General features: G+C 71.9%; 14 protein-coding genes. 5 read left to right on the forward strand and 9 right to left on the reverse strand.

The genetic code is table 11. The annotated features are described in order from the left end of the window. The first annotated feature begins 95 nt into the window (after positions 1–95). From ACFFHU_RS02930 to ACFFHU_RS02945, 4 genes are all read left to right on the forward strand, one after another. On the forward strand, positions 96–380 hold the full coding sequence (locus ACFFHU_RS02930; protein ID WP_091614758.1) for a type II toxin-antitoxin system Phd/YefM family antitoxin: 285 nt from the start codon (positions 96–98) through the stop codon (positions 378–380). After that, positions 377–664, forward strand: coding sequence for a type II toxin-antitoxin system RelE family toxin (locus ACFFHU_RS02935; RefSeq protein ID WP_377335360.1), 288 nt, complete (start codon positions 377–379; stop codon positions 662–664). The genes ACFFHU_RS02930 and ACFFHU_RS02935 overlap by 4 nt, the downstream gene beginning before the upstream one ends. A gap of 304 nt (positions 665–968) precedes the next feature. Next, the gene (locus ACFFHU_RS02940; protein ID WP_377335362.1) at positions 969–1,142 is read left to right on the forward strand and encodes a hypothetical protein; all 174 of its coding nucleotides are present in this window, start codon (positions 969–971) and stop codon (positions 1,140–1,142) included. A gap of 229 nt (positions 1,143–1,371) precedes the next feature. Then, positions 1,372–1,830, forward strand: coding sequence for an Rv0361 family membrane protein (locus tag ACFFHU_RS02945; protein ID WP_377335364.1), 459 nt, complete (start codon positions 1,372–1,374; stop codon positions 1,828–1,830). 3 nt (positions 1,831–1,833) lie between these two features. Here ACFFHU_RS02945 and ACFFHU_RS02950 read toward each other — a convergent pair whose 3' ends face one another. The 8 genes from ACFFHU_RS02950 to ACFFHU_RS02985 all read right to left on the reverse strand — a co-directional run bounded on the left by ACFFHU_RS02950 (position 1,834) and on the right by ACFFHU_RS02985 (position 9,628). After that, on the reverse strand, positions 1,834–2,298 hold the full coding sequence (locus tag ACFFHU_RS02950) for an iron chaperone (RefSeq protein ID WP_377335366.1): 465 nt from the start codon (positions 2,296–2,298) through the stop codon (positions 1,834–1,836). A gap of 145 nt (positions 2,299–2,443) precedes the next feature. After that, on the reverse strand, positions 2,444–3,151 hold the full coding sequence (locus ACFFHU_RS02955; RefSeq protein ID WP_377335368.1) for a TcmI family type II polyketide cyclase: 708 nt from the start codon (positions 3,149–3,151) through the stop codon (positions 2,444–2,446). Positions 3,152–3,174: 23 nt separating this feature from the next. Further along, on the reverse strand, positions 3,175–4,518 hold the full coding sequence (locus ACFFHU_RS02960; RefSeq protein ID WP_377335370.1) for a cytochrome P450 family protein: 1,344 nt from the start codon (positions 4,516–4,518) through the stop codon (positions 3,175–3,177). Continuing rightward, entirely contained in the window at positions 4,515–4,913 is a 399-nt protein-coding gene (locus ACFFHU_RS02965; RefSeq protein WP_377335372.1) for a putative quinol monooxygenase, read from the reverse strand. Before ACFFHU_RS02965 ends, ACFFHU_RS02960 begins: the two co-directional genes overlap by 4 nt. Beyond that, complete coding sequence (locus ACFFHU_RS02970) at positions 4,910–7,228, reverse strand: FAD-dependent monooxygenase (protein WP_377335374.1); 2,319 nt, start codon at positions 7,226–7,228, stop codon at positions 4,910–4,912. Before ACFFHU_RS02970 ends, ACFFHU_RS02965 begins: the two co-directional genes overlap by 4 nt. Positions 7,229–7,384: 156 nt before the next feature. Beyond that, the gene (locus ACFFHU_RS02975; RefSeq protein ID WP_377335376.1) at positions 7,385–7,723 is read right to left on the reverse strand and encodes an XRE family transcriptional regulator; all 339 of its coding nucleotides are present in this window, start codon (positions 7,721–7,723) and stop codon (positions 7,385–7,387) included. Next, positions 7,720–8,052, reverse strand: a complete 333-nt coding sequence (locus tag ACFFHU_RS02980) for a type II toxin-antitoxin system RelE/ParE family toxin (RefSeq protein WP_377336036.1) — start codon at positions 8,050–8,052, stop codon at positions 7,720–7,722. Before ACFFHU_RS02980 ends, ACFFHU_RS02975 begins: the two co-directional genes overlap by 4 nt. Before the next feature lie 172 nt (positions 8,053–8,224). Beyond that, a complete protein-coding gene (locus tag ACFFHU_RS02985) occupies positions 8,225–9,628 on the reverse strand; it encodes a cellulose-binding domain-containing protein (RefSeq protein WP_377335378.1) in 1,404 nt (467 codons plus the stop codon). A 336-nt stretch (positions 9,629–9,964) separates the two neighbouring features. Between ACFFHU_RS02985 and ACFFHU_RS02990 the strand changes: the two genes are divergently transcribed. Continuing rightward, the gene (locus ACFFHU_RS02990) at positions 9,965–12,151 is read left to right on the forward strand and encodes a GTP-binding protein (RefSeq protein ID WP_377335380.1); all 2,187 of its coding nucleotides are present in this window, start codon (positions 9,965–9,967) and stop codon (positions 12,149–12,151) included. Between the two features lie 19 nt (positions 12,152–12,170). Here ACFFHU_RS02990 and ACFFHU_RS02995 read toward each other — a convergent pair whose 3' ends face one another. Continuing rightward, the gene (locus tag ACFFHU_RS02995; protein ID WP_377335382.1) at positions 12,171–13,100 is read right to left on the reverse strand and encodes a GNAT family N-acetyltransferase; all 930 of its coding nucleotides are present in this window, start codon (positions 13,098–13,100) and stop codon (positions 12,171–12,173) included. Positions 13,101–13,146: the final 46 nt, after the last annotated feature.

Raw genomic sequence — 13,146 nt, forward strand, 5'->3', positions numbered from 1 at the left:
CGTTTCGTGGCGACCTGTGTTCACCATGCGAACCATCGGCGTGGTGTCTGGGGGAACGGTGGACCACCCAGCGGATTTTGGTCATACTTGTGACCATGACGACGCTGCCGTTGGGGGAAGTGAAGACTCGGCTCTCTGAGCTCGTGGGGCGGGTGCACGACCACCACGAACGGGTGACCGTGACCGTGCATGGTCGGCCGTCCGCCGTGCTGGTGTCGGTGGAGGACTTGGAGCGTCTGGAGGAAACCGTCGCGGTCCTCGGAGATGCGGGCACCCTGCGGCGGCTGGCCGACTCCGACGCGGAACTGGCCCGCGGTGAAGAGGTGTCCGCCGACCAGCTTGCGGAGACCATTCGCGCCCGTCGCGCCTCGGCCGCGTGAGCCCCCGGCTGTCGGAGGATCCGTACACGCTGCGCACCACGCCGACCGTCCGTCGAGCGCTCGCCGAACGATTGCCGGAAGCCGTCGCGGTGGCCGCGTACGAGTTTATGACCGGGCCGTTGCTGCGAGAGCCCTACCGGGTCGGGAAGCGTTTGTTGCCGCCGTTGTCGGATCGGTTCAGCGCCCGGCGAGGTACCTACCGGATCATCTACCGCATCGACGACGACACCCGCACCGTGACTGTTGTGGACATCGATCACCGAAGGGATGTGTACCGTTCCTGACGCCCCTGGCTCTCCGTTCCCGATGGCGTCAGGGCATTCAGTACGGTAGGTGCCGTGTCGATGAGTGTGGCTGACGAGGCTGCGGCCCTTGAGGCTGAGGCGGAGCAGTATCCGGACGAGCGAGGTGAGATCTTGCTCGAGGCTGCCGACGCATGGCGCGCCGCCACAGCGGCAGCGGCTTGTCGACGCGGATGGTGTGCGGGCCGCCGTGGCCTCTGGACGAGTGCCACGACAGGTGCGGATGCTGATATTTCAACGCCAGGAGCGGGCTGAGGCGCGACGGCGGTGGCCGCAAGAGCACGACATGACCGACGACGAGCACTATCAGGCTGCCGAGCGCCGGTGGCGTGAGTTGGCGAACGGCGGTGTGCCAGCCATCTTCGCCAGCCAGGCGACGAACATGGTGCTGGCGAGCAAGAGGACCTCCAGCCGCTCCACGGTCAGCCACCGTGCCAGCCGTCGCCCTATCACCACGTAAGCGAAACACGATTTGTGCCCGGGCGGAATCGGGAGAACCTCGGAAGGGTTGCGCCCCGTTGACCAAGCACCCTGGGCTCGCCCAAGCTGCCTCTCCCATCGGAGATGTTGAGGTGGCGAGCAGGGGTGTCTGGCGGCATCGGTGGAGTTCTAGGTGTTGCGGGTGGCCAGAGTGGCGGCACAAGAATTTCGCAAGGTGTCCAAACTCGACGGTAGATATCGTTCGCGTCATGCAGTACGAGCCGATGCCGGCCGCATCCGACCCCGTCCGGAAGCCCAAGCGGACAACCCGTACCGTTCTGATCGTCATCGCGGCTGTGCTGGTGGTGTGCTGCCTGGGCGGGGTAGGCGGCGGGTTCCTGGTCTACCGGTCATACAGCACCGCCGCTGGGCCGGCGCGAGATGTGGCGACGCGGTACATGCAGAATATCCGACTGGGTGACTATCAGGGAGCATATGAGCTGCTCTGCCAGCGTGCCCAGGACACCACCACGCCGGAGCAGTTCATCCGGATCCAGTCCGCACAGCCCAAGATTGCAACCTACGAGATCAGCGGCACGAGCGTCGTCAGTCGTGCGGGCGAGGTCAGCGCGGATGTCACCTTCAGCGTTGAACAGCAGGTCGGGGCCAAGGGCGAGTTGACCATTCATCTGCTCAAGGAAGACGGCGAGTGGCGGGTCTGCCCCTGACGATCAGGCGGCTGTCGCCTTCTTCACCAGCGCGACGATCCGAGCCTCGTCGTCGGCGGTCAGCTTCGTGATGGCGTACGCGGTCGGCCACATGGTGCCCTCGTCGAGGTTCGCCGGGTCGTTGAAGCCGAGCGTGGCGTACCGGGCCTTGAACTTCTCGGCCGGCTGGAAGAAGCAGACGACCTTGCCGTCCCGGGCGTACGCGGGCATTCCGTACCAGGTCTTGGGCGCAAGCTCGGGGGCGGCGGCCGTGACGATGGCGTGGATCCGCTCGGCCAGGGCGCGGTCCGGCGGCGACATCTCGGCGATCTTCGCGAGCAGGTCGCTCTCGCCGTCGGCCCTGGCGGCCTTGGCGCCCCGGCGCGCGGCCGCCTTCAGCTCCTGGGCGTGGTCCTTCATCGCGGCCCGTTCCTCGGCCGTGAAGCCAGCGGAACTCTGGGCGGTCGGGGACTTCTGCTTCGCGGTCATGTGGGTTCCTCCCAGGCGTTTCTTGATCGGGTGAACCCAGCCTATGGACCACGGCCGGCCTGCGGCTTCTCCAAAACTGACCGACCACCGGACGGTTGAGGGGCCACGGGCCCACGCCGGTCCAAGCGTGGGCCCGAAGGCCGGCTCAGTCCGGCGCCACCCAGCGGTAGAACGGCGTGGCCACTGAGTCCGCCGGGCCGTGCCAGGCATCCGGCCGGTACGGCCCGACAAACGGGGCGAGGTCCTGCATGATCTTGGTGAAGGCCGGCTTGTCGTTGTGGCTCTGCCGGGTCGCCTCGGCGGCCGCCTTCTCCTGCTCCAGCAGGTGCACGTAGACGTCGTCGATCGAGTAGAGCCACCGGCCGGTGACGCCGAGCGTGCCCGGCAGCGCGCCGGCGTCCGACTCGGCGAAGATGCGCGCCACGTCCGGCTCGGCCCCCGGCTTGAACCGCCCGACGATGACCGTGAGCTCCCGGTCGGCGCCCGGAGACCCGCCGTCGGCGCCGTCCGGAGAGGCCGCGTCGGGCTCGGCGCCCTCCGGGAGCCAGCGGTAGAACTCCTTGGCCACCGAGTCGGACGGGTTCTTCCAGTACCTCGGGTACGGGGTCACGTACGGCCCGATCTCCTCGGCGATCTTCTGGAACGCCGGCAGCCCGCGGGTCTGCCCGGAGATCTTCGGGTCCTGCCGGCGCTCGATGACGTGCAGGTAGAGGTCGTGGTGCGACAGCAGGATCCGGCCGATCACGCCGAGATCCTGCGGTCGGGTGGCCTGGTCGTAGTGCCCGAAGACCTTGCCGACCGTCTCCTCGCTGCCGGGCACCATGTGGCAGACGATCACGTTGCGGAAGACCATGACGCGCGCTCCTTTGTTCAGGGTCAGAACCGGATGGGAAGTTCCAGCAGGCCCCGGAACGGTGACGCGGGGGGCAGCCGGCGCAGCTCCGCGGCCGGCACCGCGAGCCGCAGCCCGGGCAGCCGGCGCAGCAGCGCACCGAGGCCGAGCAGCGCCTCCAGCCGGGCCAGCGAGACACCGAGGCAGTAGTGGATGCCGTGGCCGAAACCCAGGTGCGGGCCGCGTTCCCGGCAGATGTCCAGCCGGTCCGGCTCGGCGAAGTACCCGGGGTCGTGATTGGCCGCGTTCAGCACCACGCCCACCACGGAACCGCGCGGGATCCGTACCCCCTGGTATTCGATGTCCTCGGCGGCGATCCGCGGGCTGGCCACCGGCAGCGGGCCGTCGAACCGGAGCAGCTCCTCGATCGCGCCCGGCAGCAGCGCGGGGTCGGCGCGCAGCCGGTCGATCTGCTCGGGATGGGTCAGCAGGGCCACCACGGCGTTGCCGAGGAAGTCGGCGGTGGTCTGGTGGCCGGCGAACAGCAGCAGGAACGTGGTGGTCACCAGCTCCCGTTCGGACAGCCGCCCGGACTGGTCGCAGGCCTCGATGAGCGCGCTGATCAGGTCGTCGGCCGGCTGCTCCCGCTTGGCCTGCACCAGCTCGGCGAGGTAGTGGTGCAGCCGCAGCTGGACCTCCTGGACGGCGGCGCGTTCCTCCTCGGGGCTGCGGCGGGACGAGCCGGAGGTCCGGATGACCTGCGTCCAGTCCAGCACCCCGTCCCGGTCGGCCGGCGGGATGCCGAGCAGGTCGCAGATCACCGTCATCGGCAGCGGGATGGCGAAGTCGGCCATCAGGTCCGCCTCGCCCCGCGGCACGATCTTGTCGAGCAGGTCGTCCACGGCCCGCGCGATGCGCGGCCGCAGCGCCTCGATGCGGCGCGGCGCGAACGCCTGGGAGACGATCCGGCGCAGCCGGGTGTGCTCGGGCGGGTCCGCGTTGAGCATGTTCTTGTTCAGGCCCGCCGAGTTCGGGCCGAAGATCCGCAGGTAGTGCCGCTCCGGCCCGTACAGGTCCTTGGACAGCCGGGGGTCGGTGAGCGCCAGCTTCGCGTCCTCGTACCGGCTGATCAGGTAGGAGTCGAAGCGCGGCGACCGGACCGGGCACACCGGACGCTCGTCCCGGAGCCGGGCGAACGTCGGGTAGGGATCAGCCGCGAACCCGTCGGTGTAGAGCTCCGCGGCCGGCACGGCCTCCGTCTCACCGGGCCCCGCCTGCGCCGGCATTGGCGCGGCTTGCGCCGGCGTGGGCCCGGCCTGGGTTGGCGCGGGCGGCGCGGCCTCCGTCGCCGGTCCGGCATCCGGCCCGGGTACGTCCGTTGCGGTCATCGTGACTCCTCGCGTTCGCCGCCGACGCTGTGCAGAACCTGGTACGTGTGCCGCTGCGCTGACTCGCGCAGCTCCCGGATGACCCGCAGCAGCCGGTCCCGGTGCTCGCTGCGGCCGAAGGCGTCCAGCCGTTCCCGGTCCGCCCAGTCGCTGATGATCAGATAGCTACGCGGGTCGTCGGCGTCCCGCACCAGGTCCTGGCGCAGGCAGCCGTCCAACGTGCGGATCTCCTCGGCCGCCGACCGCCACTCGGCCTCGAACCGCTGCTCGCACCCCGCCCGGGTCCGCATGGCCAACACCGTCCGCACCGCGCCCGACGGCTGCGCCGCGTTGCCCGGCTGCGCCGCGTTGCCCGGTTGCGCCGCCTCGGCCGCGGCCGTGGACCGCGCGTTCACCCGACACCGCCGAAGACCAGGTGCAGGTGCTTGCGCAGCTCGGCGGCGTCGACCGGTTGGCTGCGGAACCCGATGTGCCCGTCGGGGCGTACCAGATAAAGGGCCGCGCCGCGCACCCCGTACGCGGACCGGAACCCGCCCTCGGTGTCGCGGACCTGGGGCGGCGTGGCCGCCCGCGGCGTGGGGGCGTCCGGGTCGAGCAGCAGATAGCCGTCGACCTCGCCGGCGGTCTGCCGGCGCACGTCGGCGTACAGCTCCGCGATGGCCGCCAGCTCCGCCTCGCCCACCGAGTCGTCCGCGTACGCCAGCAGCGTGTGCCGGGTGCCGGCGGTGAGATCCCGCAGCCGCAGCGGGTGGCCCACCCCGTGCCGATGCAGGCCCCACACGTCGGGCGCCCGGTCCCCGGGCCGGGGACCGGCGCGCAGCGCGTCCGGGTCGGCCACGCACTCGCCCACCAGCGGGCTGTTCGCATAGCTGAGCAGCAGGGACATCTCCTGCAGGAACTGTCGCTTGAGGTCAGCCCGGTCCAGCTCGTCGGTGAACGCCATCCGCACGGCGCGCCCGACGATTTCCTCGCCCTCCGGCCGGCGCTCGGTCTCGTAGCTGTCCAGCAGGCCGGGCGCGGCGATCCCGCGTACCGCCAGGGCGATCTTCCAGGCCAGGTTCCAGGCGTCCTGGATGCCGGTGTTCATGCCCTGCCCGCCGGCCGGCGGGTGCAGGTGCGCGGCGTCGCCGGCCACGAAGACCCGGCCGTCGCGGTACCGGTCGACGATGCCGTGGCTGATCCGGAACACCGACGACCAGCGCAGGTTCGACGCCTTCGTGCCGGCCGGCGCCAACCGGTCGATGGCGGTTTGCAGATCCTCCAGGGTCGGCGAGCCGAGTTCGGCGCTGAACCCGGGCGGCGCCTCCGCGCCGCCGGTCTGGGCGAAGAACCGCGGCGGCGCCAGCGTGGCGATCCGGTACCGCGACTCGCCGCGCAGCGGCACGCAGACCAGCATGCCGTCCATCTGGCCGTCGGTCTCGTGCATGAACCGCAGCAGGTGGCCGTCCGGCATGTCCCAGTCGACGTCGACGTCGCAGAGCATGAACAGCTGCGGGAACCGGCCGAGGCCGCCGGAGAAGGTGAGGCCCAGCTGCTCGCGTACGCGACTGTGCGCGCCGTCGCAGCCGATGAGATATTTCGCCCGTACCCGCTCGATGCCGGCGGCGGTCACGACGGTGGCTGTCACCCCGGCCCCGTCCTGGTCGAACCCGGTCAGCTCGGCGCCGCGCCGCACCCGTACGCCGAGGGTGGCCAGCCGGTCCGTGAGTAGGCGCTCGGTCTCGTACTGCGGCAGCCCGAGATGCGCGTACGGCAGTTCCGGCAGGTCCCAGTCCACCCGGCCGACCTGGGCGCCGTTGACGAAGACGAGGTTGCCGGTCAGCCAGAGCCCGGCGTCCATGGCCGGCCGCACGATGCCCTGCTCCTCCCAGATCTCCATGGTGCGGCAGTGCACCCCGATCGCCTTGTCTGCCTGGCCGACCGGGGCGACCAGCCGGTCGATCACCTGGCAGGCGATGCCGCGCCGGGCCAGCTCGACCGCGGCGGTCAGCCCGGTGGGACCCGCGCCGACGATGAGTACGTCCGTCATTGACTCCACGTCGATCTCCTTGTCCGTGCCGGGTGTGCGGTGTTCGCCGGCCGGGTGGGCGGCCGGGTGGAAGATGCGCCGCCGGAACTCGAGCAGGAACGGCGCGATCGGCCCGGCCTCCCGCTGCGCGTGCTCCGGGTCGCCGATCCACTCGAAGAAGTCGGCAGCGGTGCGCCACTCGGCGAAGATGTGGTACGTGTCCGTGCCGGGCTCGTGCAGCAGTTCCTCGCGCAGGTAGCCGGGCACCCCGGCCACCCGCCCGAGCACCACGGCGTACCCGGTCTCGAATTCGGCGAGCCGGGCCGCCGGCACGGTCACCTCGACGTCCACGAACATTCGCGGATCGCCGCCGGCGTTCCCGGGTCCGCCGGCGCTCCCGCGTCCCGGGCCCGCCGCCTCGCGCATCATGCGGTGGCGGGGTGGGTCGCTCGTCTCGCACAGCGGGCGCAGCGCGGCGGTCAGCCCGGCGGCGACCGGACCGGCCTCATAGCCGAGCAGCGCGGCCTCGTCGGCCCATTCCGTGACGATGACGAACCACTGCGGCTCGGTGGCGTCCCGCAGCAGTTCCCGCCGGGTGCTGCCGGGCAAGCCGGCGAGCTGGCCGGCGGTTGTGTGCCACAGCGACTCCAGGGCCGACTCCAGCCCCGGCAGCACCCGGAACCGGGACATCGTCCTGATCATGAAAAAGCCCCCTGCCGGCCGGCGCACGACGGTGGGATCGAGCCGTCCGGGGACCGCTCGCCTTGGCTGGGAGTCTGTGCAAAGTACCGTCACCCGGCCGTCACGGGACGGCGGTTCCTGTGGACTTCCTGTGACAGCCGGTCGCTGGCAGCGGTATCAGGCGACGTGATAGGTCGAGTCGTCGAACTCAGCCGTGATCCGCAGCCGGCCGCCCAGAGCTTCGACGTACGACCGCAGCACCGATACCGAGACGACGTCCAGGCGTCCGCGTTCCACGTCCGACACTCGCGGCCCGGAGACGCCCATCACCTCGGCCACGTCCCGCTGGGTCAGCGACCGATTGCGACGGATCTCGGCGAGCCGGTATGCCCGGATCTCGTCGTCGATCCGACGTTGGCCCGCGGCACGGTCCGCGTCGGTCCGTGTGGGTTGTCCGGCCGCTCGCCGGGCCTCGGCCGCGCGACGCTTCGCTTCCCCCCAGGAGACGGTGTTCATTCGTAGCCCCTCGTATCCAGTTCCGCCAGGTGCGCGTCGTACCTGTCATCGGCCACGGTTATCGCCTTGTCATACCAGCGCCGCCAGTCGTTCGCCTTGTTGCCAGCAACCAGCAGGATTGCCCGGCGTATGGGATCGAAGGCGAAGATGATCCGAAGTTCGCTGCTTCCCGTCGAGCCTGGTCGCAGCTCCTTCATGTTGTGATAGCGAGACCGGCCGAGTGCTGGTCCCGCCGCCTGTAGACGGTCGATCGCGTCTTCAACAAGGTCCGCTGAGGCCGGGTCGTCCTGGGAAAGTTCGATGAACCACTCGGCAACCTCCTCCACCAACAAATCTGCCAACCCTCCACGCCAAGCTTAACGCAGGGGTTAAGCGCCAGGATGCGGGTCGCCGGGTCGCGTCTGCGGATAGGTTTACCGCGACGAATAGATCTTGGACGGAACCCGTTAGGCCAACGGTCTCCGTCCAAGATCTTCCGTAATTAGGCGCGCGAGGTGAGGGTCAGCAGCCGATTCGGGTGGTGCCGAGGGCCACGTCGTCGTACCAGAGGGTGTCGGCGCCGTTGCCGTAGCTCTCCCAGCCGAACTTCAGGTCGGTGAGCTGCGGCCGCCAGGTGCGGTTGTACCACTGGCCGTCGATGTCGTGCGTCGGCGTGCCGTCCGCGGTGAGGCCGGCGATGGGGTTGCCGTCCAGCCAGGTACGCAGCTGCCCGGTCGAGCCGTCCACCATGAACTCGACGCAGGCCCACCGGTTGGTGGGCAGCGGCACGCTCTGCGCCACCCCCGCCGGGCTCTGCTCGGGGAGGGTGGCGTCGTCGGACGAGCGGTTCCACTGCATGGCGCCGTTCTGGCCGCCCATCCGCAGGTCCCGGTTGCCGTCGGCCGCGTCGTTCATGGCCAGCATCGTGGTGTGATCGGTGGGCTGGGCGGTGGTGTGCCGCACCCAGAGCCGGCCGTACCGGACACTGCCCACGCCGGACAGGTTGCGGGTGGACTTCACGAACACGTGGTTGCAGTAGCCGGCCGCGCCGGTCACCTTGACCGACCGGCTGCCGCTGTGCGCGGTGCTCGCGTCGATGGTGGCCGTTCCGGCGCCGGAGCAGTCCGGGTTGACCACGGTCCAGTCGCCGGACGGCGTCGAGCCGGTCTGTCCCTCGAAGCCGTCGCACAGCGCCGCTCCCGCACACCCGGCCGGCGGCGGCGCGCTGGTCGGGGGCGCGCTGGTCGGCGGCGTGGTCGTCGGCGGCGTGGTGGTGGGCGGCGTGGTCGTCGGCGGCGCGGTCGTGGGAGGAACAGTGGGCGGCGCGCTGGTCGGGGGCGCCGTCGTGGGAGAGACAGTCGGCGGGGCCGAGGTCGGCACCGAGGTGGTGGGTACGCCGGTCGGCCCGACGCCGTTGCAGGCCACCCCGTTCAGGGTGAACCCGGTCGGCGCGCCGCCACCCGAACCGTACGTGCCCTGCACCCCGAACTCGGTCGAGCCGCCGGCCGGGATGCTGCCGTTGTAGGAGACGTTGCGAGCGGTCACCACCTTGCCGGACTGGCTGACCGTGGCGTTCCAGCCGTTGGTGACCCGCTCGTCGCCGCCGTAGGTCCAGGTGACCGTCCAGGAGCTGACGGCGCTGTCGCCGGGCGAGACCTTGATGTTGGCGGTGAAGCCGCCGGGCCAGGTGTTGGGCGTGTAGTCGACCCGGCACCCGACCGCGGCCGAGGCCGGGCCGGTGAGCAGGGCCGTGCCGGTGACGGCCACGGCGGCGGTCACGGCCGCGCCGGCCGCCAGCGCCGAGCGCAGCCGGCCGGCCGGAGTCGGTCGCCGCCATGCGGCCATGGCCGGGCGCAGCCTTGCTGGCAGCGCAGGGCGCGGGCGGGTCACCAGGGCGCGGGGCGGACGGGCAGGGAAGATCCTCATGTACGGGGTCCTTTGGGTGTCGAGCCGGACAGGCGCGGCGAGCACGGCCGCGCCACAGGGTCGGTCGGCACGCGTCGGCGCGTACCGGAAGAGAGCCCGGCTCGGGATGGAGCTGTCAGCCGCCGACGGCCCGGACCAGCCGGCCGCCGGCGGCGCCCACCCTCAATCTATTGACCAATGCCGATTGAATCAAGCCCGCGCTATTTCGGTGGACGCGCCGGCGGCCGCCGTGCCAGCCTGACCCCGACCAGGCCGACCACAGAGGGAGCACGGCGATGCGAGGACTCGAAAACTTCCCGCCCATCCGGATGCGAGTTTTCGAGGACCCGACCGCCCATGCAGACCGTCAACATCGGCATTCTCGCCCATGTCGACGCAGGTAAGACCAGCCTCACCGAACGCCTGCTCTACGACACCGGCGTCATCGACCGGCTCGGCAGCGTCGACGCCGGCACCACGATCACCGACACCGGCGACATCGAGCGCCGCCGGGGCATCACCATCCGCAGCGCGGTGGCCGCGTTCCGGCTCGGGGACCGCCAGGTCAACCTGATCGACACGCCGGGGCACAGCGACTTCGTGGCCGAGGTCGAACGCGCGCTCGGGGTGCTCGACGGCGCCATCCTGGTGCTGTCGGCCGTCGAGGGCGTGCAGCCGCACAGTCGCCGGCTGATGCGGATCCTCCGGGCGTTGCGGCTGCCCACGCTCATCTTTGTCAACAAGATCGACCGGATGGGCGCCCGCACCGACGGGCTGGTCGCGGACGTGCGCCGGCTGCTCACCCCGGCGGCCGTCCCGTTGGGCACGGTCCGCGCGCCCGGCACGGCCGCGGCCGTTTTCCAGCCGTACGAGCCGTCCGGCGCCCTCGTCGTGGCGCCTACCGGCGGTACGGCCGCCGTCGGCACGCCGATCGCCGTCGCGACGCCCGGCGTCGCGGGGCCCGCTGAGGGCACGCCGCTCGGCGCGGTGCCTGCTGCCGCGACCCGCGCCGTTGGCGCGGCGCCTGCTGCCGTGACACCCGCTGTCGGCGCGGAGCTCGGCGCGGTGATACCCGCTGTCGGGACGCCTGCCTTCGGCACGCTCGTGGAGGCGCTGGCCGAGCAGGACGACGAGCTGCTGGCGGCGCTGGTGGACGAGCTGCCCATCGACCCGGACCGGGTCCGCAAGGCGCTGCGCGCGCAGACCGCCGCCGGGCTGGCGCATCCGCTGCTGTTCGGCTCGGCGCTGTCCGGGGCCGGCGTACCGGAGCTGCTGGACGCGGTCGCGGACCTGCTGCCGCCCGCGCCGCCCGCCGAGGACGGGCTGCGGGCCCGGGTCTTCGCCGTGTCCCGGGAGGGCGGTGAGCGGGTCGCCTACCTGCGGTCCTACGGCGGTGAGCTGCGGGAACGGGCACGGGTGCCGGCGTACCACCGGGGGGCGGACGGCGGCGTCACCGCCGCGCGGGCCCGGCCCACCCGGGTCGAGGTGGTCGGGCCGGGCGCCGCGTCGCGGGTGCTGACCGCCGGGCTGATCGCCCGGGTGTCGGGCCTTTCCCGGGTACGCCTCGGCGACCAGCTGGGCACCGCCGCCGGACTGGACGGCGCGGGCCCGCTGCACGGGCCGCCTGGGCCGCCCGGGCTGGACGGGCAGACGCACTTCCCGGCGCCGACCCTGGAGTCGGTCGTCCGGCCGCGCGACTCGGCTCAGGTGACGGCCCTGCACGCGGCGCTGCTGGACCTCGCCGACGCCGACCCGTTCATCCGCACCCGGGTGGCGGCCGACGGCGGCAGCAGCGTGCTGCTCTACGGCGAGGTGCAGCGCGAGGTGCTGGCCGCCACGCTGGCCGAGGCGTACGGGATCGAGGTGGAGTTCGCGCCGGCCACGCTGCTGCATGTGGAACGGCCGGTCGGGGTCGGCTCGGCCGTGGAGATCATCGGGCACGGCTTCTTCGGCACGGTGGGGCTGCGGGTCGAGCCCGGGTCCGGGGTGGACTACCGGCTCGCGGTGGAGCTGGGCTCGCTGCCGTTGTCGTTCCACAAGGCCATCGAGGACACCGTGCGGGCGGCGCTGGAGCAGGGCTGCCACGGCTGGCCGGTCACCGACGTCACGGTGACGCTCACGCACAGCGGGTACTGGTCGCCGATCAGCACGGCCGGGCACTTCCGGGACGTCACCCCGCACGTGCTCATGCTGGCGCTGGCCCAGGCCCGGACCCGGGTGTTCGAGCCGTGCCGGCGGTTCGAGGCGGAGATCCCGGCCGACCGGCTTGGCGCGGTCACGTCGTACCTGGCCGGGCTGGAGGCGCGGCTCGACGGGACCACGCAGGTGCCGGCGGGCTGGCTGCTGTCCGGCTCGCTGCCGGCGCGGCTGGAGCCGGAGGCGCAGCGCCGGCTGCCGGACCTGTCCAGCGGGGAGGGCTTATGGTCGTCGGTCCCTGACGGCGACCGGCCCGTGGTCGGCGTGCCGCCGACCCGGCCGCGCACCGACGGCAACCCCTTCGACCGGGTGGAATACCTGCGCTTCCTCGCCCGGCGGGACCTGTGAGTCCGTAAGCCGGGCTGGGTCAGCGGGGGCGGCGGAAGCCGTACGTCTCGGCGACCCGGGTGAAGCCCAGCGACTCGTACAGCCGGCGGGCCGGCACGTTCGCGGCGTCGTGGTTGACGCTCACCGCGCGCATGCCGGCCGCTCGCATCCGGTGCATGGCCGCCAGCATCACCGCCCGGGCCAACCCGCGACGGCGGAAGTCCTTCGCCGTGCCCACCGGCTCGAAGTGCCCGGCCGCGTTGCGGTGATCGAGCCAGTAGACCGCGTACGCGGCCACCCGACCGTCCGGCGCCTCCGCGACGATCTCCTGCTCCGGCGCGTACCCCGGCTTGGTCATCACCGCGGACCGGAAACCGTCCCCGGTCCAGTCCTCGTGAAACGACGCGTTGCGGGCGGCCGCGAGCCCGTCGGCGTCGGACAGCCGGGCCGGCCGGATCCGGAAGCCGGCCGGCGGCGCCGGGTCGGCCGGCGCGGTGGCCAGGCCGCGCTCCCGGATGTGGTCCCAGGTGCGGAAGTGCTCGAAGCCCGCCTCGGTGAGCAGCCCGATCCGGCCGGTCTCGCAGTCCCAGGCGTCGGTGAACACGTGCGGTCCGGACGCCCGACCGGCCGTCACGGCCGCCGCCGTGGCCAGCATCGACCGTTCGGCGTCCGTGCCCCGCAGCGCCGGCGACACGAGTACGTCGAACGCCACGCCGAACCGCAGGCAGACGGCGAGCCCGCCGACCTGCCCGTCGTCCTCCCAGATCCGGACCAGGTCGCTTACCGGGCCTTGGCCGTGCAGGTTCTGGTAGATCCGGTGCGGCAGCTCGCCGATGTGGTCGTACCCGCAGCGGCCCGCCTCGGCGATCCAGCCGGCCACGGCGTCCTGGAGCCGGGGCAGATCCTCGTCGCGGTAGGGGCGGTCTGCCAGCGCGTCGGGGCGAACGGCTGGCCGGCCATCGAATGACACGGGTTGCGACGCTACGCGCGCCAATGAGGCTGATCAATGGGACGGC

This window comes from Plantactinospora siamensis, assembly GCF_042434095.1.
Taxonomy (GTDB): Bacteria; Actinomycetota; Actinomycetes; order Mycobacteriales; family Micromonosporaceae; genus KBS50.

Bases quoted from the DNA above. Each gene is read 5' to 3' on its own strand.
- ACFFHU_RS02950 (WP_377335366.1), bottom strand. From the start codon at position 2,298: ATGACCGCGAAGCAGAAGTCCCCGACCGCCCAGAGTTCCGCTGGCTTC.
- ACFFHU_RS02975 (WP_377335376.1), bottom strand. From the start codon at position 7,723: ATGAACACCGTCTCCTGGGGGGAAGCGAAGCGTCGCGCGGCCGAGGCC.
- ACFFHU_RS02945 (WP_377335364.1), top strand. From the start codon at position 1,372: ATGCAGTACGAGCCGATGCCGGCCGCATCCGACCCCGTCCGGAAGCCC.
- ACFFHU_RS02955 (WP_377335368.1), bottom strand. From the start codon at position 3,151: ATGGTCTTCCGCAACGTGATCGTCTGCCACATGGTGCCCGGCAGCGAG.
- ACFFHU_RS02970 (WP_377335374.1), bottom strand. From the start codon at position 7,228: ATGATCAGGACGATGTCCCGGTTCCGGGTGCTGCCGGGGCTGGAGTCG.
- ACFFHU_RS02985 (WP_377335378.1), bottom strand. From the start codon at position 9,628: ATGAGGATCTTCCCTGCCCGTCCGCCCCGCGCCCTGGTGACCCGCCCG.
- ACFFHU_RS02940 (WP_377335362.1), top strand. From the start codon at position 969: ATGACCGACGACGAGCACTATCAGGCTGCCGAGCGCCGGTGGCGTGAG.
- ACFFHU_RS02960 (WP_377335370.1), bottom strand. From the start codon at position 4,518: ATGACCGCAACGGACGTACCCGGGCCGGATGCCGGACCGGCGACGGAG.
- ACFFHU_RS02990 (WP_377335380.1), top strand. From the start codon at position 9,965: ATGCAGACCGTCAACATCGGCATTCTCGCCCATGTCGACGCAGGTAAG.
- ACFFHU_RS02930 (WP_091614758.1), top strand. From the start codon at position 96: ATGACGACGCTGCCGTTGGGGGAAGTGAAGACTCGGCTCTCTGAGCTC.